Below are 22,362 nucleotides of genomic sequence, written 5' to 3' on the forward strand. Positions count from 1 at the left end.
GGAGACACCACCCGAACATGACATGAGAGGTAGTCCTGTGGCTTCCGACCTGTTCTCGCAAGTCGTCAACTCGGCGCCCGGCTCTTTCCTGGCCAAGCAGCTCGGCGTGCCGCAGCCGGAGACGCTGCGCCGGTACCGGGCCGGCGAACCCCCACTGGCAGGGCCCCTGTTGATCGGCGGCGACGGGCGTGTCGCCGAGCCGATGCGCACCGCGCTGGCCGACGACTACGACCTGGTGGGCAACAACCTCGGCGGTCGGTGGGCGGATTCGTTCGGCGGGCTCCTGTTCGACGCCACCGGCATCAACACCCCGGCCGGGCTGCGGGCGCTGTACGAGTTCTTCACGCCCCTGCTGCGCAACGTCGGCCGCTCCGGCCGCATCGTGGTGGTCGGCACCACCCCCGATCAGACATCCAGTGTCAACGAGCACATCGCTCAGCGCGCGCTGGAAGGTTTCACCCGTTCCCTGGGCAAGGAACTGCAGCGTGGTGCGACGGTGTCACTGGTCTACCTGTCGCCCTCCGCCAAACCCGGAGTCACCGGCCTCGAATCGACGCTGCGATTCCTGCTGTCGGCGAAGTCCGCCTATGTCGACGGGCAGGTGTTCTACGTCGGCGACGCCGATTCCACTCCGCCCGCCGACTGGGACAAGCCGTTGGCGGGCAAGGTCGCCATCGTCACCGGAGCCGCCCGCGGTATCGGCGCCACCATCGCCGAGGTGTTCGCCCGTGACGGCGCCAAAGTGGTGGCCGTCGACGTGGAGTCCGCCGGCGAGGCGCTGGCGGAGACCGCGGCCAAGGTGGACGGTACCGCGCTGACCCTCGACGTCACCGCCGACGACGCAGTGGACCGCATCACCGAGCACCTGCGCGAACATCACGGCGGAAAGGCCGATGTGCTGGTCAACAACGCCGGAATCACCCGCGACAAGCTGCTGGCCAACATGGACGACGCCAAGTGGGACTCGGTGATCGCGGTGAATCTGCTTGCGCCGCAACGTCTCGCCGAAGGCCTGGTGGCCAACGGCACCATCGGCGAAGGTGGCCGCATCATCGGCTTGTCATCGATGGCCGGTATTGCAGGCAACCGCGGACAGACCAACTACGCCGCCACCAAGGCCGGCATGATCGGGTTGACCCAGGCGCTGGCACCGGAGCTGGCCGACAAGGGCATCACCATCAACGCCGTGGCCCCGGGTTTCATCGAGACCAAGATGACCGAGGCGATCCCGCTGGCCACCCGCGAGGTGGGCCGCCGGCTCAACTCCCTGTTCCAGGGCGGTCAGCCCGTCGACGTCGCCGAGACCATCGCCTACTTCGCCAGCCCGGCCAGCAATGCCGTCACCGGCAACACCATCCGGGTATGCGGCCAGGCCATGCTGGGGGCGTGAGATGACCGAACAACCAAGCGGGCTGGCGAACCTGGCCCGGGCCGCCGCGGGCGCACTGCCCTTCGTCCGCCGCGGTGACACCCTGCCCGAGCGCACACTGAGCGTCGACGAACTGCCGATCGACCGCGCACATGTGGCCGCATACGCGGCGGCCACCGGACTGCGCTACGGCGACACGGTGCCGCTGACCTACCCGTTCGCGGTGACCTTCCCGACGGTCATGGCGTTGATCACGGCGTTCGACTTTCCTTTTGCCGCAATGGGTTCGGTGCATGTGGAGAACCACATCGTCCAGCACCGCCCCATCGCCGTCACCGACACCGTGGGCATCAAGACCCGCACCGAGAACCTGCGCGAGCATCGCAAGGGCCTGCTGGTGGATGTCGTCACCGACGTCAGCGTCGGCAACGAGGTGGCCTGGCACCAGGTCACCACTTTCCTGCATCAGCAGCGCACCAGCCTCTCGGACGAGCCAAAGGCCCCGCCCCAGAAACAGCACAAGCTGCCGCCGCCGCAGGCCCTGCTGAAGATCACGCCCGGGCAGATCCGGCGCTACGCCTCGGCCGGTGGTGATCACAATCCGATCCACGTGAACCCCATCGCGGCCAAACTGTTCGGCTTCCCGACCGTGATCGCACACGGAATGTTCAGCGCGGCAGCGGTTCTGGCGAACATCGAAGGCCAGTTCCCGGATGCGGTCCGTTACGACGTCAAATTCGGCAAACCGGTGATCCTGCCCGCCACCGCAGGCGTGTACATCGACCGCGCCGACGGCGGCTGGGACATCTCACTGCGCAACCTGAAGAAGGGCTACCCGCACCTGACGGGGACGGTGCGGCCGCTCTAACCAGTCAGCGCGTCGAGACCGTTCTGCGCGAGCGCATTCCACAACCGGACACCCACACCGGCGCCGTCCACTCCGAGCTCCAGCGAGGCGCCCACCAACGCGCCCGTCCGTACCATCAGCATGGCCTCGGCGGTCTCGCGACTGTCGGACCGTCCCGCCGCGGCCAGGGTCTCGGCCAGGAAGTCGGTGATCCACCGACGCTGCTCGACGGCCAGGCGCCGGGCGGGGTGCTCCGGGTCGCCGAATTCCGCTGCTGCGTTGATGAACTCACAGCCGCGGAAGCCGGTTTGGCGACGGTAGTCGTCGACCACGTCGGCGATCGCGGTCAGCAGTTGCGCCGGCTCTGCCTGCGCGTCACGCAGTGCCGTCAGCGTCGCTCTGGCCGTGGCCGCACGCCGTTCCAGATAGGCCGCGATCAGGTGGTCCTTGGTGGGGAAATGCCGAAACAGCGTCGCGCGCGCCACCCCGGCTTCGGCGATGATCCGGTCGACGCCGACGGCATGCACGCCGACGGAGAAGAACAGTCGGTCCGCGGTGTCGAGCACTCGATCGCGCGGTGACATCACATCCCCTTTCCCGGGCTCAGACAGTGGTGATCATCCCACCGTCGATGGTCATGTCTGAACCGGTGATGTTGGCAGCGCGGTCGCTGGCCAGGAAAACCACCAGGTCAGCCACCTCCTGCGAGGTGCTGAAGCGCCCGAGCGGGGTGTCTGCGACCACCGAGTTCGCGACGTCCTCCGGTGTCTGGCCGCTGGCGCCCGCGAAGGCGCTCGCGACGCCGCCGTCACCGAACCACAGCGGTGTCACCACCGGGCCGGGGCTGACGGAGTTGACCCGAATTCCTTTGGGGCCCAGCTCTTTCGAGAGTCCCTTGGAGAGGTTGGTCAGCGCTGCCTTGATGGCGCAGTAGTCCGGCAGCGCCGGATCGGGCAGGAAGGCGTTGACGGAGCCGACCATGACGATCGCCGCGCCCGGACGGTCCAGCATCGCCGGGATGGCGGCACGGGTGGTGCGCACCGCGGCCATCACACCAAGATTCCAGGTGCGGTCCCAGTCCTCGTCGGTGACGCTGACGAAGCCCCCGGGCCGCACCACGGCCGCCCCGACATTGTTGACCAGGACATCGAGGCCTCCGCGCGCCTGCGCGGCGGCCACCAGCAGCGCCGGCTGGTCCGGCCGGGCGAGGTCGACCTCGACGAAGCTCACCTGCCCCGCGCTCTCGAGGTCCTCCAGTTCGCGGGAGCGGGTCCGCGCACCCGCGATCACGTGCGCGCCCGCCTCGACCAGGGCCGCGGTGATGGCCAGCCCGATCCCCTTGCTCGCGCCCGTCACCAGCGCGTTCTTACCGTTCAGATGCAGATCCATACCCCGACCACCTCACCAACGAGACAGACCAATCTGTCTACCTGAGGGAACAGTAGCCGCCTCGAGCTGGCTTTGTGCCGGAACTGTCAGTTCCGCTCGGACAGCGTCATACCGTCGCGCTCACTCGGCTTGCCCTTCAGGCCACGCCAGAACAGGTTGATCATCAACTCGGAGGCGTCGTCGACGTCGACGTCGCCGGTGCTCACGCGGGCGGCCACAGCCTCGCCGGCACCCACCAGGGCGATGGCCATCATCTGGAAGTCGGTGTCGGGCTCCGGATTCCGGGTGCCCGCGCTGAGCAGCCGGGCCACCAGGTCGATGATCCGTTCACGGCCTTCGCGCACCGTGTGGGCGAAGGCCGTCGAGCTGGTGGCCTGGGTGTACAGCACGATCCATGACGCGCGATTGGCGTCGATGTAACGCAGGAACGACAGGATGGTGTTGCGCAGCATGTCCTTCGGCGGCAGCGTGAAGTCGACGTCAGCACGAACCGCCTCGACGAACCGGCTCAGCTCGCGGGTCAGGCAGGCGCCGAACAGTTCCTCTTTCGAGCCGTAATACAGGTAGAGCATCGGCTTGGAGATCTCCGCTTTGGCGGCGATCGCGTCCATCGACGTCTCGTGATAGCCGTTGACGGAGAACACCTGCACGGCGGCGTCGAGCATCTGCTGCTCCCGGACCGCACGGGGCAATCGCTTGGTACCACCTGCCACCTCTGTGAACCTCCTGTCGCGCCCAAGGTTAACCGCCGCAGCGCGGATGCGGCCCCTTCGCGTTCGCCATCCGCAGCACCGAGGCGTCGACGGCCGGCATGGACAGTTCACCGGCGGCCACCGCCTGCTCCAACCGGTCCAGCACCGCGGGCACCTCGGAGGTGCTCAGCCACAGTGCGTTGTCGGCGCCGGCCTGCAACGCCGCCAGCACCGCTCCGGGGACGCCCACGCGGTCGCTGATCGCCTGCATCCCCGACAGGTCGTCGGTGAACACCGGGCCGTTGAATCCGGGCCCGCCGTAGCCGCCGCTGCGCAGCAACTGGTAGGCCGCCGGGCTCAGGCTGGCCGGGTCGGCTCCGGTCAGACCCGGCACTTCCATGTGCCCCACCATCACAGCGACCGGCGCCTGCCCGGTCAGCGAGCGGTACGGCACCAGGTCGGAGGCCTGCAAAGCGTCCAGCGGGGGCGTGGTCACCGCGCCGGTGTGCGAGTCGCCGGAACTGTTGCCGTGGCCCGGGAAGTGTTTGAGCACCGGCAGCAGACCCGCGTCGCGCAAACCACGCGCGTAGGCGCCCGCGTACTCGGTCACCACCGCGGGGTCGGACCCGAAGGACCGGTCACCGATCACGGTGTCGTCGGCGTCGGAGGTGACGTCGACGACGGGCGCGAAATCGACGGTGATGCCCAGCCCGCGCATGGCCCGGCCCCGGTCCAGGGCGATCTGATACACCTGCTCAGGGGTGTTGCTCTGGGCCAGCACCCGCGACGACGGCTGGCTACCGATCAGGCCGGACAGCCGCGACACCCGGCCGCCTTCCTCGTCGACGCTGACCGCCACCGGCAGGGCGCCCGCCAGATTGTTGATCTCGCCGATCGAACCGTCGGTGAGCATCGACTTGTCCGTCCAGCTGCCGATGAAGATGCCACCGACATGGTGGTCGGCGACCACCGCACGGGCATCGGCGGCGCCCTGCACGCCGACCATCAGCAGCTGGGCCAGCTTGTCGCGGGTCGACATCGCCGCCACCTGGCCCTGCAGATCACCGCAGGTCGCCGGCGCGGGCGCGGCGGGCACAGGATTCGACAACGGCGCGACCTCCGGCGCCGGCGTCGCTGCCGGGGCGGCGGTGGGCGCCTCCGCCGCAGGTGAACAGGCCACCAGGAGGGCAGGCAGCGCCGCGACGGACACCAGCGTCCGGGTCAGTGCTCGAGTCAAAGCCATACCTTCACTGTGGCATGACGGTCCGCCCGCCTGAAACCGGTTACCGGGCTGCGTCGCCACGACCTGGCCTCATAAGAGAGGATGAGGCATGACGGTCTTGATGATCGCCTACGACGGCAGCCAGAACGCACAGCGCGCTGTCCACTACGCCGGTCGATTTCTCTCCGCTGAACGCGCCGTGGTCCTGACGGTGTGGGAACCGATGCGCGGCGGCCAGGATTCGGTGAGCATCGACCTCGACGGCCCGCCCGACCTCCCCGATGAGGATGACCTCGACATCGCGTTCGCCGACGCGCAGCGCACCAACGACGAAGGCGCCGATCTGGCCCGCGGCGCGGGCCTGAACGCCGAGACCCTGGTGGTCGCGGTCTCGGGCACGGTGTGGCGCACGATCATCGACGCGGCGGACAAGCTGGACGCCGATCTGATCGTGACCGGGACCCGGGGTACGACGGGCGTGCGCTCGCTGATCCAGTCCAGCGTGGCCGACCGTGTGTTGCGCCACGGTGGCCGCCCGGTGCTGATCGTGCCGCCGGGGCAGTGATCGGACCCGTGCTAGGTTGGCGAACAGTGTCCGCCGCCCGATCCACCCCGCTGAGGAGCCCCACATGACCCGGTTCGTGGTGCCAGCCGCCGCCAGCATCGTGGTCGGGTTGTTGCTGGGCGCGGCCGCGGTATTCGGTGTCACGCTGATGGTGGAGCAGGACACCAAACCGCCGCTGGTCGCCGGCGATCCGGCATCGTCGGTGCTCAACCGCGTCGAGTACGGCGACCGCAGCTAGTCTGAGCGCATCACCGACAGGGCTCGATCCGGGCAGTCCTGCTCACCTGTCACGCCGCTGGCTTTGGCTCGTCGGCGCGGTGTCACTGCTGCTGACGTTCGCCCAGTCGCCGGGGTTGATCTCCCCGGACACCAAACTCGATCTCACGGCCAATCCCCTGCGCTTCCTGACCAGGGCGGCCAACCTCTGGAACAGCGAACTGCCGTTCGGACAGGCGCAGAACCAGGCCTACGGTTACCTCTTCCCGCACGGGGCGTTCTTCCTCGCCGGTGACGTCCTCGGCCTGCCCGCCTGGGTGATCCAACGGCTGTGGTGGGCGCTGCTGTTGGCCGCCGGGTTCTGGGGCCTGCTGCGGGTGGCCGAGGCGCTCGGCATCGGCACCACCCCGTCGCGGGTGGTGGCCGCTGCGGCGTTCGCGCTGTCACCGCGGGTGCTGACCACGCTGGGCTCCATCTCCTCGGAGACCTTGCCCATGATGCTCGCGCCGTGGGTGCTGCTGCCCGTCATCCTGGCGCTGCGCGGTGACAGCGGCAGGTCACTGCGGGTGCTGGCGGCGCGGGCAGGCGTGGCCCTGGCGTTGATGGGTGCGGTGAACGCGGTGGCCACGTTCACGGCCTGCCTGCCCGCGATCATCTGGTGGGCATGTCACCGGCCCAACCGCAACTGGCTGCGGTTCAGCGGCTGGTGGCTGCTCTCGAGCGCACTGGCCGTCGTGTGGTGGGTGGTGGCGCTGCTGTCGCTGGGCCGGATCAGCCCGCCGTTCCTGGACTACATCGAGTCCTCGGGAGTCACCACCCAGTGGACGTCGTTGACCGAGATGCTGCGAGGCACCGCGGCATGGACCCCGTTCGTCGCCCCGGGCGCGACCGCGGGCACCTCACTGGTGACCGGTCCGGTCGCGGTCCTGGCCACCACGCTGGTGGCCGCCGCCGGACTGGCCGGTCTGGCGCTGCGCACCATGCCCGCACGGGGGCGGGTGGTGACGGTGCTGCTGGCCGGTCTCGTCCTGATGGGTCTCGGATACGCCGGCGGTCTGGGCTCGCCGGTGGCACATCAGGTGCAACTGTTCCTCGACGCCGCGGGCGCACCGCTGCGCAATGTGCACAAGCTCGAACCGCTGCTGAGGTTGCCGATCGCGCTGGGGTTGGCACACCTCCTGGGCCGGGTGCCGGCGTCGGTGCGTGCCTTCGCCCACCCCGAGAACAACAAGCGCGTCGCCGTCGGGATCGTGGCGCTGACCGCGCTGATGGCGGCGACGTCGTTGGCGTGGACGGGCCGGTTGACCCCGCCGGGCACCTTCAGCGCCATCCCGTCGTACTGGCAGGAGGCCGCCGACTGGCTCGACGAGCACAACACCGAACGCGGCCGCGTCCTGGCGGCGCCGGGTTCGCCGTTCGCCACCCAGGTGTGGGGCAGCAGCCACGATGAACCACTGCAGGTGCTCGGCGACAGCCCGTGGGGCGTGCGTGACTCCATCCCGTTGACCCCGCCGCAGACCATTCGCGCCCTCGACTCGGTGCAGCGGCTGTTCGCCGCCGGCCGGCCATCCGCTGGGCTAGCCGATACGCTTGCCCGACAAGGCATTTCGTATGTGGTGGTGCGCAACGATCTGGATCCGGACAGCTCGCGGTCGGCCCGCCCGATCCTGGTCCACCGGGTCATGGACAACTCCCCCGGACTGGAGAAGGTGGCCGAGTTCGGCGACCCGGTGGGGCCCGGCACGCTCGAGGGCTTCATCAGCGACAGCGGGCTGCGGTTGCGGTACCCGGCGGTGGAGATCTACCGGGTCGCAGGCGCGTCCAGCGCACCGTATCTCGTCGAGACCGACACCATGGCCCGGGTGCAGGGCGGACCGGAATCGCTGCTGCGCCTCGACGAGCGCCGCCGGCTGCTGGAACAGCCTCCGCTGGGGCCGGCGCTGCTGACCTCCGATGCCGAACAAGCCGGCCTGCCCAATCCCGTGGTGACCGTCACCGACACCCCGGTGGCCCGCGAAACCGATTACGGCCGGGTGGACGATCATTCGTCGGCGATGCTGGCCGACGGCGATCCGCGCCACACCCACAACCGGGTTCGCGACTACCCCGCGCCCGGCCAGCAGCTGGTGTACGGCAGCTGGGACGGCGGCCGCATCAGTGTCTCCAGCTCGGCCGCCGACTCGACCGCGCTGCCCGATGTCGCGCCCGCCTCCGGGCCGCCCGCGGCCGTCGACGCCGACTCCGCCACCAGCTGGGTGTCCAATGCCCTGCAAGCCGCGATAGGACAGTGGCTGCAGGTGGACTTCGATCATCCGGTGACCAACGCGACCATGACGTTGACGCCGAGTTCGTCGGCGATCGGGGCCCAGGTGAACCGCATCCAGGTCTCGACGGCCAACGGCAGCACCACCATCGGCGTCGACGAGCCCGGCACACCGGTGACGGTGGCCCTGCCGTTCGGGGAGACGCCGTGGGTGCGCGTCTCCGCTGTCGGCACCGTCGACGGATCCGGCGGCGTCCAGTTCGGCATCACGGATCTGGCCATCACGCAGTACGACGCCTCGGGTTTCGCCCACCCGGTGAACCTGCGGCACACCGCGCTGGTGCCCGGGCCGCCCGAGGACGCGCAGGTGGCGAAATGGGATCTGGGCTCCGAACTGCAGGGCCGGCCCGGATGCGTCGACACACCCGACGGGGTGCACTGTGCCTCACCGTTGTCGCTGGCACCCGAGGAGCTGGTCAGCCTCAGCCGGACTTTGACTGTGCCGCAAGAAGTTTCGCTGGCCCCGACGGTGTGGGTGCGGCCCCGGCAGGGACCCGAGCTGGCCGACCTGGTACGCCAGCCGGGGACCGCGCGCGCCGACGGGGACGCCGATTCGTTCGACGTACTCGGCACCGCCTTCGCGGCCGCCGACGGCGACCCACGCACGTCGTGGACCGCACCGCAGGGCGTCGTGCAGCACCGCACCGCGCCGACGCTGACACTGACACTGCCCGAACCGACCGAGGTGTCCGCGGTCGAACTGACCCCGAGCAGCTCACCGCTGCCGACGCACCCCTCGTTGGTGGCCGTCGACCTCGGTACCGGACCCCAGGTACGCAGCATGGAACCCGACGGCGCCCAGACGCTGGACCTGGCGCCGACGGTCACCGACACCATCAAGATCAGCCTGCTGGACTGGGCCGACGTGATCGACCGCACCGCACTGGGTTTCGATCAGGTCAAACCGCCCGGCCTGGCCGAGGTGGTGGCCCTGGGCCCGGACGGAAAACCGATCGCCGCGGCCGACGGAGAACGCAACCGGGCCCGCGAGATCACGGTGCCGTGCGGGCGTGGGCCGGTGATCGCCGCGGCGGGCCGATTCGTGCAGACGTCGGTCACCACGACCGTCGGCGCGTTACTGGAAGGCGCGCCCATCGCCGCGCAACCATGTGACCGGGCGCCACTGACCTTGCCCGCCGGCCAGCAGGAGGTGCTGGTCAGCCCCGGCAAGGCGTTCTTCGTCGACGGTATCCAGCTGACCGCGCCCGTCGCCGCCACGCTGCCCGGCCCACGCACCGAACCCGCCCGCACCGGCGACTGGGGACCCGACCACCGCGAAGTCGACGTCACCGCTGCAAACTCCGACCGGGTGCTGGTGGTGCCGGAGAGCGTCAACCCCGGCTGGACCGCACGCGCCGCCGACGGCGCCGCCCTGCGCGCGGTGACCGTCAACGGCTGGCAGCAGGGGTTCGTGGTGCCCGCCGGCACCGACGGCGTTGTCGCGTTGAGTTTCGAGTCCAACGGGTTGTACCGGGTGGGGCTGACCACCGGGCTGGCGTTGCTGCCGCTGCTGGCATTGCTGGCGCTGTGGCCGTCGCGGCGAATCAGCACGGGACGCACCGCACCCTGGAATCCCGGTCCATGGGCGGCCGCCGGCGTGATCGTCGCAGGCACACTGCTGTCCGGGTGGGCCGGTGCGCTGGTGTGCGCGGCGGCCACGGCACTGCTGTGGCGGCTGCGATCCCGGCCCCGGCTTGCGAAGGCGATCACGCTCGGTGGGGTCAGCGGAGGGCTGATCCTGGCCGGTGCGGTGCTGTCGCGGAATCCGTGGCGGTCGGTGGACGGGTACGTCGGGTTCTCCGTCGGGGTGCAGCTGTGTGCCCTGATCTCGGTGGCGCTACTGGCCGCCTCCGCGGTGATGTTCACCCGGGCGACCGATTCCGCCAACGAGGAGCGCGCGGGCTTCTAGCATCGGCACCGTGCCGAAAGTGAACACCGCGCGAGGACAGATCGACGCAGGAGACCTCGGCGTGACGTTGATGCATGAGCACGTCTTCATCATGACCACCGAGATCACCCAGAACTATCCCGAGGGTTTCGGCGATGAGGGCCGCCGCGAGGCCGACGCCATCAACCGGCTCAACGAACTGAAAGCGCGGGGCGTCGACACCATCGTCGACCTCACGGTGATCGGGCTGGGCCGCTACATCCCGCGGATCGCGCGGATCGCCGCAGCCACCGAGTTGAACATCGTGGTGGCCACGGGGCTCTACACCTACAACGACGTCCCGATGTACTTCCACTACCTCGGGCCCGGCGCCGAACTGGGTGGCCCGGAGATCATGACCGACATGTTCGTCCGCGACATCGAAGAGGGCATCGCGGGCACCGGTATCAAGGCGGCAATCCTGAAGTGCGCCACCGATCAACCCGGTGTCACCCCCGGCGTCGAACGGGTGCTGCGTGCGGTCGCCGTCGCACACCGGCGCACGGGCGTGCCCATCTCCACTCACACCCACGCCGCGACGCGCCGCGGGCTCGAGCAGCAGAAGATCTTCGCCGACGAGGGGGTGGACCTGTCCCGGGTGGTCATCGGCCACTGCGGTGACACCACCGACCTGGACTACCTCGAGGAGCTCGTCGCCGCCGGCTCGTATATCGGCATGGACCGCTTCGGTATCGACGCCTACCTGCCGTTCGAAGACCGGGTGAACACCGTGGCCCGGATGTGCGAACGCGGTCACGCCGACAAGATGGTGCTCTCCCATGACGCCGCGTGCTACTTCGACGCCCTACCCGAAGAGACATTGCCACTGGCGCTGCCGAATTGGCACTACCTGCATATCCACAATGACGTGATCCCCGCTCTCAAGGAGCGCGGTGTCACCCAGGAACAGCTGGACACCATGCTGATCATCAACCCGCGCAGGATCTTCGAACGCCAAGGCGGGTACTGAGTTGTATCCGACCATACCGGCGCAGATCTCCGTGCTGGCCGCCCAGGAGCCGGACCGCCCGGCCGTCACCTGCAACGGCCGTACGTTGAGCCGCGCCGAGCTGGATCGCTCGACAAACCGGCTGGCCCGGGCCTACGCCTCACTGGGAGTGACCGAAGGCTCCTATGTGACTGTCGCCCTGGCGAACTCGATCGAATGGCTGCAAGCCGTGATCGCGTGCTGGAAGCTGGGCGCGGTGCCGCAACCCCTGTCGCCGCGATTGCCCGACGCCGAGTACGCCGCCCTGCTGGACCTGCGGCCACGCGCGCTGCTGGTGGGCCGGGCCGACCCGCGTGGACTGGTTCCGGACGTGCCGGGCGGCCTGGACTCGGATTTCCGCGACGAACCGCTGCCCGAGGCGGTGTCACCGGTGTGGAAGGCGATGGCGTCCGGAGGCAGCACGGGCAGGCCGAAGCTCATCGAAGCCGGTGGCAGCAGCCGCATCCCGGCTGCGATCGGTCACCCGCTGGGCGCCGAGCCCGACGACGTGAACCTGGTGTCGGTGCCGCTGAGCCACAACACCGGATTCACCACTGCCGTGATGGGCCTGCTGCTGGGACACCATCTGGTGCTGATGCCGCGCTTCGAGCCCCACGAGTTCCTGCGCCTGGTCACCGAATACCGCGTCACGTACCTGGCCACGGTGCCCACCATCATGCAGCGGCTGCTGCCGGTGTACCGCGCGGACCCACACGCCTACGACCTGTCGTCGATCCGGCGGTTCTGGCATCTGGCCGCACCGTGTCCGCCCACCGTCAAAGAGGCGTGGATCGACCTCATCGGCCCCGACGCGGTGTGGGAACTGTACGGCGGCACCGAACTCCAGGCGTTGACCTTCATCTCCGGTTCGCAATGGCTGACCCACCGCGGTTCGGTGGGTGTCGTGGTGTCCGGGGAGATGACGGTCCTCGACGACGACGGCCGGCCGTGCGCGCCCGGCCAGGTGGGCGAGATCTTCATGCGACCCAGCCCCGGTAGCGCGCCGACCTACCGGTACATCGGCGCCACCGCGAAATCGCGCGACGGCTGGGATTCGCTGGGCGATCTCGGGTACTTCGACGCCGACGGCTTCCTGTATCTGAGCGACCGGCGCGTCGACATGTTCACCGTCGGCGGCCGCAACACCTACCCCGCCGAGATCGAGAACGCGCTCTCCGAGCATCCGGATGTGTTGTCCTGCCTGGTGGTTGGTGTGCCTCACGACGATCTGGGGCAGGTGCCGTACGCTTTGGTGCAGGCCGGTGTTCCGTTGACCGAGGCGGGTTTACAGGAGTTTCTGCGCGAGCGCCTCGAGGGGTACAAAGTGCCGGACACCATCGAGTTCGTCGACCGGCCGTTGCGCGACGACGCCGGCAAGGCCCGCCGGTCCGCGGTGCGCGACGAGATCCTGGCGCGCCTGTAAAGCCCGCCTTGTGCGAGCGTGCGTTCTTGTACACGACACGCCGCGCAGATGTGTGCAAACACGCGCGGTCAGCGGAGGTGACTAGAGGAGGCGGACCGGCTCACCGCGCAACCACGCGTGGATGTTCTCCACCGCCTGCGGGTAAGCCACGCCGTACGCGCTGTCGGTGACGAAGCCGATATGCGGTGTGGCAACAACATTCGGCAAGCTGCGCAGCGGGTGGTCCGCGGGCAGCGGCTCAGTGTCGAAGACATCGAGCGCCGCGGCGCCCAACGCGCCGGACGTGAGCGCGGCCACCAGCGCGGCCTCGTCGACCAGCGGCCCTCGCGAGGTGTTCACCAGCAACCCGTTGCGCCCCAGCAGGGCCAGTTCGTGAGCGCCGACAACCCCGCGGGTGCGCGCACTGAGCACCAGATGCACTGTGACGATGTCCGATTCGGCGAACAGCTGGTCTTTGGCCACCGGCGTCACGCCCAGCGCCCTGGCACGGTCGGGATCGAGGTTGGCACTCCAGGCGTGGACGGTCATCCCGAACGCCTGCGCGTAACGGGCCACCTGACTTCCGATATGACCGAGGCCGACGATGCCGAGCGTGCGGCCGTACAGCTCGGTGCCGACCGTGCTCTGCCAGCCACCACCGCGCAGGTTGTCGACCTCGGTGGGGATGTGCCGCGCCGCTGCCATCAACAGGGCCCAGGTGTGTTCACCGGCGGCATGTTTCGACATACCCGTGCCGCTGACGGGTATCCCGCGTTCGGCGGCCGCGGCCAGATCGATGGCGGCGTTGCGGGTGCCTGTGGTGACGATGAACCGCAAGTTCGGCAACGCCTCCAGGACGGTGCGGCTCAACGCCGTCCGCTCGCGCATGGCCACCACCACCTGGGCGTCGGCCAGCTCTGAGATGGTCTCCCGCTCGTCGGCGAACGCCCGGGTGAACACCCGGATGTCGAAACCCTCACGCAGCGAATCGAAGTCGGCGCTGGCCAGCGCCACCCCCTGGTAGTCGTTGAGGATCGCCAGTACCGGTTTCATCGCGCCACCACGGGCTCGGCGTCGTCGGTGACCGAGCTGTCCAGCGGCGGCGGTTTCATGCGGTACTCCCAGCGCCGCAACGCCTGCCGGCACGGCTGCTCCACCAGCGCGTAACTGACCGCGGCCAGTGCAAATCCGAAGATCAGCGTCAACACCAGCACCGTCGGCATGTGCCCGTTGAAGGCGAACTCGCCGATCACCGGGAACACCATGGCCAGCGCCGCGAGGTGCCACACGAACAGCCCGTAGGACCAGCGCCCCAGCGTCACCATCACCCGGCTACCGAGAATGCGGTGCTGCGTATCGGGTGTGTCGAGCACCAGCGGCGCCAGCAGCGCGGCGGCCAGCACTGCTCCCATCGCGGTCTTGACCGCGAACTGTGAGGAAGTGCCCGGCACCAGTCCCTCCGGTCCGGCCACCGGGGAGGCGGCCACCAGGAACGCCGCCACCGCGATGACGGCCATCAGGATCCGCTGACGTGCCAGCCGGTGCCAGAACCCGACGCGACTGACCGTGAGCTCGGCGATCAGCATTCCTGCGGCGAACCACGAGGTGAATGCCGGCGGCCAGTTCAGCGGATTGAGCCCGTCAGGCGCCAGGTCCGACGCCGCAACCGCCCACGCCCAGCCCCAACTCGCCACCGCCACGAAGGCGATCACCGGGATGCGCGCCCGCACCGGAAGCCGCCGCGCGAAGACGGCCAGCAGCGGCAGCGCCAGATAGAAACTGACTTCCACCGAGAGGCTCCACATCTGCGTCAACCCGGCCGTCAGCGTCAGCGGCACGTAGATCTGGGTGAGCGTCAGATTGGCCCACCACACCGTCCAACTGGCACCCGTGGCGTCGGGCATCAGCAGCAGGATGACCATCACCGCCACCAGGTATCCGGGCATGATGCGCACGATGCGCGAGCGCAGGTAGTGCCCCGTCGGCGGGGTGTGCCGCAGGCCACGGACCGCCGCGGCATGCCCGCGCCACAGCAGGAACCCGGACAACGCGAAGAACACCGCCACCGCGAGGTCGAACCGTCCGAGCAGGCGGCCGTCGACACCGGAGGAGTGTCCGGTCTGGAAGGCGACGTGGGTGATCACGACGCCGATCGCCGCGCACGCCCGCATCCCCTCGACGGCAGGAAGAAAGCTGCGCGTCCCTGTCACAGGTTGGTCGGTCATCGTTTCCAGTGTGCCGGGCCGCGAACTCGGGTAAGTCACCGCCTTAGAGTCTGCTGTTAGGGTCAACGGGGTTTGCCCCACCTGCGGTGTATTGGAAGGAAGGTACGCACAACGTGAACCGAGCAGTCATGTTGCGTATCGCCGCATGCGGCATCTTGGGCCTCGGCGCCGCGCTGCTGATCGCCGCGCTGCTGTTGACCACCTACACCGCGGGCAAGATCGAGCGGATCCCGCTGGACATCGACACCTCGCTGACAAGCGACGGCACCGGCACCGCGCTGGACCCGGCGTCCCTGGCCGGCGAGCGATTCGTCATCGACCGCGATGTACCGCTGGTGTCCCAGCAGCAGGTCACCGTGGAGTCGCCGTCGAACGCCGACGTGGTGACGTTCCAGGTGGGCACCACCGTGCGCCGGACGGATCAGCAACAGGACAACGGCCTGCTGCTGGCGATGGTCGACACCGTGACGGTGAACCGCGAGACCGCGATGGCCGTTTCCGATGACACCCACCCGGGCGGATCGGTGCAGAAGCCGCGGTCCATCGAGGACACCAAGCCGCCCACCAACATTGCGCTGCCACACGACGGCCTGTCCTACCGCTTCCCGTTCAACACGGAGAAGAAGACCTACCCCTTCTTCGACCCGATCGCCCAGCGCGCCTTCGATGCGAACTACGAAGGTGAAGAAGACGTCAACGGCCTGACCACCTACCGCTTCACCCAGAACGTCGGCTACGACGCGGACGGTCAGCTGGTGGAACCCGTGAAGTACGCCTCGCTGTACGACAACGAGGAAGACGGTGTGGTGACCGCCCGCGCGATCCAGTGGGGACTCGAGGGCGACCCCGAAGAGCCGATCACCATGACCCGCTACTACGCCGCTCAGCGCACCTTCTGGGTGGACCCGGTGTCCGGTGTGATCGTCAAGTCCGACGAACACGCCAACCACTACTACTCACGCGACGAACTGCGGCCCGAGGTGACGTACGCCGAGTACACCGTGACCTCCACCGAGGAGAGCGTCGAATCGCAGGTCGCCGCGGCCCGCGACGAGCGTGACCGGATCGGCCTGTGGTCACGCGTGCTGCCCATCACCTTCACCGCCGCCGGGTTGATCGCCCTGGTGGGCGGGGCGCTGCTGGGTTCGTTCAGCCTGCGTGCCGAAGCCGCACTGCTCGATTCGGGCGGTGAGGCCCCTGAAGGCGGCTTCTTCGCCGGACTGGGTGGCCGGCGGGGCGAGGACACCGGCCCGATGCCCGCCGCCGAAGCCGAGACCGAGAAGCTGCCGGCGCAACGACCGGACCTGCACCCCGACCCGGGTCCGCCCGACCGTCGGTAATCGGGTCGTGCCGGGGTACGCCCTGGCGCTGAGCCTGCTGATCACCGCGCCGCTGCTGGCGCCGGGCTACCTGCTGCTGCGCGATGCGGTGTCCACCCCGCGGTCCTATCTGTCCGACGCCGCGCTCGGCCTGACCGAAGCGGCGCCGCGGGCCCTCCCCCAGGATTTCGCGCTGGCCCTGGCCTCGCACCTGATCGACGGTGGACTCGTGGTGAAAGTCCTGCTGGTGGGCGGGCTGTGGGCGGCCGGCTGGGGTGCCGCGGCCCTGGCGTCAGCGGTGCTACCGCTCGCGGGCACAGCCGGACAGTTCGTGGCGGCGACGGTGGCGGTGTGGAATCCCTATGTGGCCGAGCGGCTGTTGCAGGGCCACTGGAGTCTGCTGGTGGGCTACGGGTGTCTGCCCTGGGTGGCGCACACCGTGCTGCGGCTGCGGGCCGGGGACAGCGGCTATGCGCGGCTGGCCTTCTGGCTGGCCCTGGCCGGGCTGACGCCGACGGGACTGTTGCTGGCCGCGGCGGTGGCGCTGGTGTGTGTGACGGCCCCGGGCCCGCGGTCACGATGGCTGGTCGGCGGGGTGGCGACCGGGCTGTCCGCGCTGGCGGCCCTGCCGTGGTTGGTGGCCGCTGCAGCCGCTTCGTCGCTGGCGACGTACCAGGCCGTGGGTGTGCCGGGGGTGGCGGCGTTCGCGGCGCGCGCCGAACCGGGGCTGGGCACCGTCGGCAGTCTGGCCGGGCTGGCCGGCATCTGGAACGCCGAGGCCGTACCGGGCTCCCGGTCGACGCTGTTCGCGGTCGTGGGCACCGCTGCGCTGCTGGGGGTGGTGGCTCTCGGAGTGCCGGTCGCCGCCCGCGCGCGTGCGGCGGTGCCACTGATGGTGCTGGCCGCGGTGGCGGTGGTGGTGCCCGCGTTGATGGCCACCGGCCCGGGTTTGGCCGCCACCCAGGCGGTGGTGGAGCTGCTGCCCGGCCTCGGGGTGCTGCGTGATGCGCAGAAGTGGGTGGCGCTGGCGATGCCGGGCTACGCGGTGGCGGCCGCGGGGGCGGTGCTGACCCTCACGAGCCGGCGCCCGTCGGTGAAGCCGGCGGTGGCGGCGACGGCGTGCTGCGTGGCGGTCATCGCGGTGCTGCCGGACCTGGCGTGGGGCGTGTGGGGCAAGGTGGCCCCGGTGCGGTACCCGGACGGGTGGGCGGCAGTCGCCGGCCAGATCAACGCCGACCCCCGGCCCGTCGCGGTGCTACCCGCCGATTCCATGCGTCAGTTCAGCTGGTCGGGTCCCGCGCCGGTGCTCGATCCGCTGCCCCGATGGGTGAGCGCCGACGTCCTCACCACGGGTGATCTGACCATCTCGGGTGACACCGTACTGGGCGAGGGCGGGCGGGCCCGGGCCGTGCAGAATCTGCTGTTGGAGGGCGCCGACGCTGCGCAATTGGCCGACGCCGGTATCGGCTGGGTGGTCCTGGAGTCCGGCTCGGCCGGCGAAACCGGTTCAGCGGCAACCACACTCGCCCAGCTGCCGGTGACCTACCAGGACCCCGAGATCACGTTGTACCGCGTCGGAGGTGACGCGGCGGGGGCGGGTGCGGGACCGCGCGCGGCGGTGTTGGCCGCACACTGGACATGGCTGGCGGTGCTGGTGGGTGGCGCCGCGGGCATGGCCGCCGGCGCCTGGCTCAGACGACGCCGCTGACCCGTCGCCCACTGTGCACGGCGTCGAGCACGGTGCGCATGGCCCGCGCGCTCTGCGGCCAGGAGAAGTCGCCGCTGCGGGCCTGCGCCTTGTCCCCCAGCCCGGACCGGAGTTCGGCGTCACCGAGCAGTTCCTCGAGCTTGTCGACCAGCTCTTCGCGGTCGTCGACCAGAATGCCCGTCACGCCGTCGACGATCGAGTCGGCCAGCCCGCCCGACGACGCGTAACCGATGGTCGGCACGCCGTGCTGGGCGGCTTCCACCACGGCCAGCCCCCAGCCCTCTTTGCGGGACGGCAGGACGTGCACCCAGGCGCGGTGCACGACGTGGTGTTTGGTGACCTCATCGACGTGGCCGTGGAAGGTGACCGCGTCGGAGATGCCCAGCAGCGCCGCGTAATCCACCAGCGGCTGATGCCACCAGCCGCCGCCCACCACGTCCAGGTGCAGATCCGGGATTCGCCTGCGCAGCACCGCGACCGCATCGAGGGCGTCCTCGATCTGCTTGTGCGGCACCAGCCGGGACAACACCGCAACGCGCGGCGTCGCCGAACGGGCCGCCCGCAGACTGGAGTCGGGGGCGTCGTCGAGTCCGTTGCGGACCACCGCGATGCGCTCCTGCGCCACTCCGAGGGCGGTGAGGTCACGCGCCGACGGCAGCGACACGGTGACGTACTGGTGGTGCTTGTGCATCCACGGCGACAGCCGCGACTCGATGAACCAGCCGATGCGGCCCAGCACAGGACCGGCCACCGGCCACTGCTCACGGTGACAGTGATGGACCAGCACCACGACTCGGCGACCGTAGGCGAGCCGGGCCAGGAAGGGGATGCCGTTCTGGGTGTCGATCACCACGTCCGGCCGCGCCGCGCGCAGCGGTCCCAGGCCGAAGCGGGCCAGCACCATCGCCAGACCGGCCCAGATGTACAGGGTGTAAGGGCTGCCGCCCCGGCTGATGTGCACGCCGTCGACGATCTCGTGCCGCGGAGCGCCGTCATACCGCGCGGTGCGCAGCGTCACCCGCACCCCGCCGGCGGCCAGTTGCGCGCCAATGCGCTGCAGGTAGGCCTCGCTGCCACCGCCCTGCGGGTGGCCGCTGTCGCGCCAGCACAACAACAGCACGGAGCGGACTCCGGGGTGATGCGGTGTGCTGGTCATTGTCAGCCAGCCTAACTGCGTAACGTGGCGCCGATGACCGCCACCGATCTGCTTGCGCGGCGGGCGACGCTCACGAGGTCGGTGCGACTGCTCTCCCAGTTCCGCTTCGAGCAGTCCGATCCCGCGCGGTTCTACGGCGCATTGGCCGAGGACACCGCCGCCATGGTCGACGAGTTGTGGCAGGGCGCGACCGGCGGGTCAGCGGCCGGCCGCACCGTGGTGGACGTGGGCGGCGGGCCCGGCTACTTCTCCGAGGCGTTCACCGCGCGGGGGATGTCCTATGTCGGGGTGGAACCCGACCCGCAGGAGATGCACGCTGCACCAGGGCATGCCCGCGGGGCGGGGGTGTTCGTGCGGGCCTCCGGGATGGCGTTGCCCTTCGCCGACGACAGTGTCGACATCTGCCTGTCGTCGAACGTCGCCGAGCACGTACCGCACCCGTGGCGGCTGGGCTCCGAGATGCTGCGGGTGACCCGGCCGGGTGGGCTGGCGATCCTGTCGTACACGGTGTGGCTGGGGCCGTTCGGCGGTCACGAAATGGGGCTGACGCACTATCTGGGTGGCGCCCGGGCGGCCCGCCGGTACACCCGCAAACACGGCCATCCGCCGAAGAACAACTACGGATCGTCGCTTTTTGCGGTGTCGGCGGCCGACGGGCTGGACTGGGCCGCGAGCACCGGCGCCCTGATCGCCGCATTTCCCCGCTACCACCCGCGATGGGCGTGGTGGTTGACCTCGGCACCCGGGGTGCGGGAGTTTTTGGTGAGCAACCTGGTGCTGGTTCTGCGCCCTCGTTGAAGTCGTTACTGGAACAGGTTCTCGTTCGGCTCGATTCTCGGTAGTGTGACGCTCATGACACAGAGCGTTGATGCTGTTTCACCAACCGAGGCGTACAAGACCTCCTACGACAAGCTCTTCATCGGGGGCCACTGGGTGGACCCGTCCACCTCCGAGGTGATCGAGGTCTTCTCCCCCGCCACCGGCGAGAAGGTCGGACAGGTGCCGTTGGCCGCCGAGGCCGACGTCGATGCGGCCTGCGCGGCGGCGCGGAAGGCGTTCGACGACGGGCCGTGGCCCACCATGCCGCCGGCCGACCGGGCCGCGGTGATCGGCCGTGCGGTCAAGCTGATCGAGGACCGCGCCGATCTGTTCAAACATCTGCTGAAACTCGAAACCGGCCAGCCCGCCACGATCGTCGACATGATGCAGTACGGCGCCGGCCTGTCCGGGCTGCAGTACTTCGCCGGCGCTGCAGACAAATTCGTCTGGCAGGACATCCGCGACGGCATCTACGGCCAGACCCTGGTGCTCAAGGAACCCGTGGGCGTGGTGGGCGCCGTCATCGCCTGGAACGTGCCGTTCTTCCTGGCCTGCAACAAGCTCGGCCCCGCGCTGCTGGCCGGGTGCACCGTCGTGCTCAAGCCGGCGGCCGAGACGCCGCTGACGGTCAACGCGCTGGCCGAGGTGTTCGCCGAAGCGGGCCTGCCGGAAGGCGTGCTGTCGATCGTGCCGGGTGGGGTGGAGACCGGGCGTGCGTTGACCAACAACCCGGAGCTGGACAAGTTCACCTTCACCGGCAGCTCGGCGGTCGGCAAGGAGATCGGCAAGCTGGCCGCCGAGAAGCTCAAGCCGTGCACGCTGGAGCTGGGTGGTAAGTCCGCGGCGATCATCCTCGAGGATGCCGACCTGGATTCGACGCTGCCGATGCTGGTGTTCTCCGGTCTGATGAACTCCGGTCAGGCGTGTGTGGGCCAGACCCGCATCCTGGCGCCGCGCTCGCGTTACGACGAAGTGGTGGAGAAACTGGCGGGTGCGGCCGCCGGCATGCAGGCCGGCCTGCCCGATGATCCCGCCGCCATGATCGGCCCGCTGATCAGCGAGAAACAGCGCGACCGTGTCGAGGGCTACATCAAGAAGGGTGTCGAGGAGGGCGCCAGGATCGTGGTCGGCGGCGGCCGCCCCGAGGGCCTGGACAGCGGGTGGTACGTCCAGCCCACGGTGTTCGCCGACGTCGACAACTCGATGACCATCGCCCAGGAGGAGATCTTCGGGCCGGTGCTGGCGGTGATCCCCTACGACACCGAAGCCGACGCCATCCGCATCGCCAACGATTCGGACTACGGACTGGCCGGCAGTGTGTACACCACCGACTTCGCCCGGGCGCTGGAGATCGCCAAGAAGATCCGCACCGGTACCTACGCGGTGAACATGTACGCGTTCGACCCGGGCGCGCCGTTCGGCGGATACAAGAATTCGGGCATCGGGCGCGAGAACGGCCCGGAAGGCATTGCGGCATATACGGAGTCGAAGAGCGTGCTGCTGCCGTTCGGGTACACGCCGCCGGAGTGAGTTCGAGCGGCCGAGGGACGAGGCCGCGAAGAAGCTCACGACCCAACAACCCGGAGTGAGTTCGAGCGGCCGAGGGACGAGGCCGCGAAGAAGCTCACGACCCAACAACCCGGAGTGAGTTCGAGCGGCCGAGGGACGAGGGTTCGGACCCAGTTGATATTCACCTCAGTCAACGGAATCGGCCGGTTTCTCTCGACTGAGTTCCGTCTCAAACAAAAAGACGCGCCCAGCGATGAGCTGGGCGCGTCTTTTGTCGTTGCGACTAGCGGACGTTGACGTAGACGGTCTTGGTGTTCTGCGGGGCGAACTGGTTGTCGGCGTTGGGGCCGTACCCGCCTTCGTTGCCGTTGTTGGGGTTGGTGTGGCTGAAGGTGGCGCCTTCACCGACGGAGACGACGCTGGCTTCGCTCAGCGGGGCGTTGGACAGCCGGTTGACGATCACCTTGTACCCCTGGTCCTGCAGCGAGGAGATGGTGTCCTGGGCGTTGCCGGCGCCGGTGGGGGCGGCCAGCGCGGGCGCGGCCAGCCCCAAGAACGCGGCAGTGGCGGCGGTGGCAATGGCGGTGGCAAATCCAAACTTGGTCATGATGGTTCTTCTCTCTTGATTCGTTGGGGTTCGAATCGTGGGTCCCAGAGAGGGTCTGTGGCTCGCGGTTCGTGGTGCT

General features: G+C 69.2%; 19 protein-coding genes. 11 read left to right on the forward strand and 8 right to left on the reverse strand.

Going from position 1 to position 22,362, the window contains the following annotated elements:
• The first annotated feature begins 22 nt into the window (after positions 1-22).
• Positions 23-1,390 carry a 3-oxoacyl-ACP reductase gene (locus NL241_RS30255; protein ID WP_487693053.1) on the forward strand — a complete coding sequence of 456 codons (1,368 nt, stop codon included), beginning with the start codon at positions 23-25 and terminating at the stop codon, positions 1,388-1,390.
• A 1-nt stretch (position 1,391) separates the two neighbouring features.
• Positions 1,392-2,237 (forward strand): MaoC/PaaZ C-terminal domain-containing protein, encoded by an 846-nt coding sequence (locus NL241_RS30260; RefSeq protein ID WP_494395893.1) that lies wholly within the window; start codon positions 1,392-1,394, stop codon positions 2,235-2,237.
• Here the strand turns inward: NL241_RS30260 and NL241_RS30265 are convergent.
• The 4 genes from NL241_RS30265 to NL241_RS30280 all read right to left on the reverse strand — a co-directional run bounded on the left by NL241_RS30265 (position 2,234) and on the right by NL241_RS30280 (position 5,540).
• The gene (locus NL241_RS30265) at positions 2,234-2,800 is read right to left on the reverse strand and encodes a TetR/AcrR family transcriptional regulator (RefSeq protein WP_487693055.1); all 567 of its coding nucleotides are present in this window, start codon (positions 2,798-2,800) and stop codon (positions 2,234-2,236) included. The genes NL241_RS30260 and NL241_RS30265 overlap by 4 nt on opposite strands.
• A 19-nt stretch (positions 2,801-2,819) precedes the next feature.
• Positions 2,820-3,605 carry an oxidoreductase gene (locus NL241_RS30270; RefSeq protein ID WP_494395894.1) on the reverse strand — a complete coding sequence of 262 codons (786 nt, stop codon included), beginning with the start codon at positions 3,603-3,605 and terminating at the stop codon, positions 2,820-2,822.
• Positions 3,606-3,691: 86 nt separating this feature from the next.
• The gene (locus tag NL241_RS30275) at positions 3,692-4,318 is read right to left on the reverse strand and encodes a TetR/AcrR family transcriptional regulator (protein ID WP_494395895.1); all 627 of its coding nucleotides are present in this window, start codon (positions 4,316-4,318) and stop codon (positions 3,692-3,694) included.
• A 28-nt stretch (positions 4,319-4,346) separates the two neighbouring features.
• On the reverse strand, positions 4,347-5,540 hold the full coding sequence (locus NL241_RS30280; RefSeq protein ID WP_494395896.1) for a glycoside hydrolase family 3 N-terminal domain-containing protein: 1,194 nt from the start codon (positions 5,538-5,540) through the stop codon (positions 4,347-4,349).
• 88 nt (positions 5,541-5,628) lie between these two features.
• Between NL241_RS30280 and NL241_RS30285 the strand changes: the two genes are divergently transcribed.
• The 5 genes from NL241_RS30285 to NL241_RS30305 all read left to right on the forward strand — a co-directional run bounded on the left by NL241_RS30285 (position 5,629) and on the right by NL241_RS30305 (position 12,961).
• The gene (locus NL241_RS30285) at positions 5,629-6,084 is read left to right on the forward strand and encodes a universal stress protein (protein ID WP_487693059.1); all 456 of its coding nucleotides are present in this window, start codon (positions 5,629-5,631) and stop codon (positions 6,082-6,084) included.
• 64 nt (positions 6,085-6,148) lie between these two features.
• A complete protein-coding gene (locus NL241_RS30290; protein WP_487693060.1) occupies positions 6,149-6,322 on the forward strand; it encodes a DUF2613 domain-containing protein in 174 nt (57 codons plus the stop codon).
• Positions 6,323-6,368: 46 nt separating this feature from the next.
• A complete protein-coding gene (locus NL241_RS30295) occupies positions 6,369-10,532 on the forward strand; it encodes an alpha-(1->3)-arabinofuranosyltransferase domain-containing protein (protein WP_494398415.1) in 4,164 nt (1,387 codons plus the stop codon).
• A 10-nt stretch (positions 10,533-10,542) separates the two neighbouring features.
• Positions 10,543-11,520: a phosphotriesterase family protein gene (locus NL241_RS30300; RefSeq protein ID WP_494395897.1), complete on the forward strand. Its 978-nt coding sequence runs from the start codon at positions 10,543-10,545 to the stop codon at positions 11,518-11,520.
• Between the two features lies 1 nt (position 11,521).
• On the forward strand, positions 11,522-12,961 hold the full coding sequence (locus tag NL241_RS30305; protein ID WP_487693062.1) for an AMP-binding protein: 1,440 nt from the start codon (positions 11,522-11,524) through the stop codon (positions 12,959-12,961).
• Positions 12,962-13,042: 81 nt separating this feature from the next.
• Here NL241_RS30305 and NL241_RS30310 read toward each other — a convergent pair whose 3' ends face one another.
• On the reverse strand, positions 13,043-13,993 hold the full coding sequence (locus NL241_RS30310; RefSeq protein ID WP_487693063.1) for a D-2-hydroxyacid dehydrogenase family protein: 951 nt from the start codon (positions 13,991-13,993) through the stop codon (positions 13,043-13,045).
• The gene (locus NL241_RS30315; protein WP_494395898.1) at positions 13,990-15,165 is read right to left on the reverse strand and encodes an acyltransferase family protein; all 1,176 of its coding nucleotides are present in this window, start codon (positions 15,163-15,165) and stop codon (positions 13,990-13,992) included. Before NL241_RS30315 ends, NL241_RS30310 begins: the two co-directional genes overlap by 4 nt.
• A 113-nt stretch (positions 15,166-15,278) precedes the next feature.
• Here NL241_RS30315 and pgfA point away from each other — a divergent pair, with 113 nt between their 5' ends.
• Together pgfA and NL241_RS30325 are read left to right on the forward strand one after the other, a co-directional pair.
• Entirely contained in the window at positions 15,279-16,505 is a 1,227-nt protein-coding gene (gene pgfA, locus NL241_RS30320; protein WP_487693065.1) for a cell envelope lipid trafficking protein PgfA, read from the forward strand.
• A gap of 7 nt (positions 16,506-16,512) precedes the next feature.
• Positions 16,513-18,192, forward strand: coding sequence for an MmpA family trehalose lipid delivery protein (locus tag NL241_RS30325; RefSeq protein ID WP_494395899.1), 1,680 nt, complete (start codon positions 16,513-16,515; stop codon positions 18,190-18,192).
• Here the strand turns inward: NL241_RS30325 and NL241_RS30330 are convergent.
• Positions 18,176-19,348, reverse strand: a complete 1,173-nt coding sequence (locus NL241_RS30330; RefSeq protein WP_487693067.1) for a glycosyltransferase family 4 protein — start codon at positions 19,346-19,348, stop codon at positions 18,176-18,178. The genes NL241_RS30325 and NL241_RS30330 overlap by 17 nt on opposite strands.
• Positions 19,349-19,381: 33 nt before the next feature.
• Between NL241_RS30330 and NL241_RS30335 the strand changes: the two genes are divergently transcribed.
• Positions 19,382-20,146, forward strand: a complete 765-nt coding sequence (locus NL241_RS30335) for a class I SAM-dependent methyltransferase (RefSeq protein WP_494395900.1) — start codon at positions 19,382-19,384, stop codon at positions 20,144-20,146.
• Between the two features lie 54 nt (positions 20,147-20,200).
• A complete protein-coding gene (locus tag NL241_RS30340; RefSeq protein WP_494395901.1) occupies positions 20,201-21,697 on the forward strand; it encodes an aldehyde dehydrogenase in 1,497 nt (498 codons plus the stop codon).
• A 262-nt stretch (positions 21,698-21,959) separates the two neighbouring features.
• Here NL241_RS30340 and NL241_RS30345 read toward each other — a convergent pair whose 3' ends face one another.
• Positions 21,960-22,283, reverse strand: a complete 324-nt coding sequence (locus NL241_RS30345; RefSeq protein WP_487687642.1) for a hypothetical protein — start codon at positions 22,281-22,283, stop codon at positions 21,960-21,962.
• Between the last annotated feature and the right edge of the window lie 79 nt (positions 22,284-22,362).

It is taken from the genome of Mycolicibacterium sp. SMGY-1XX, from assembly GCF_059132455.1.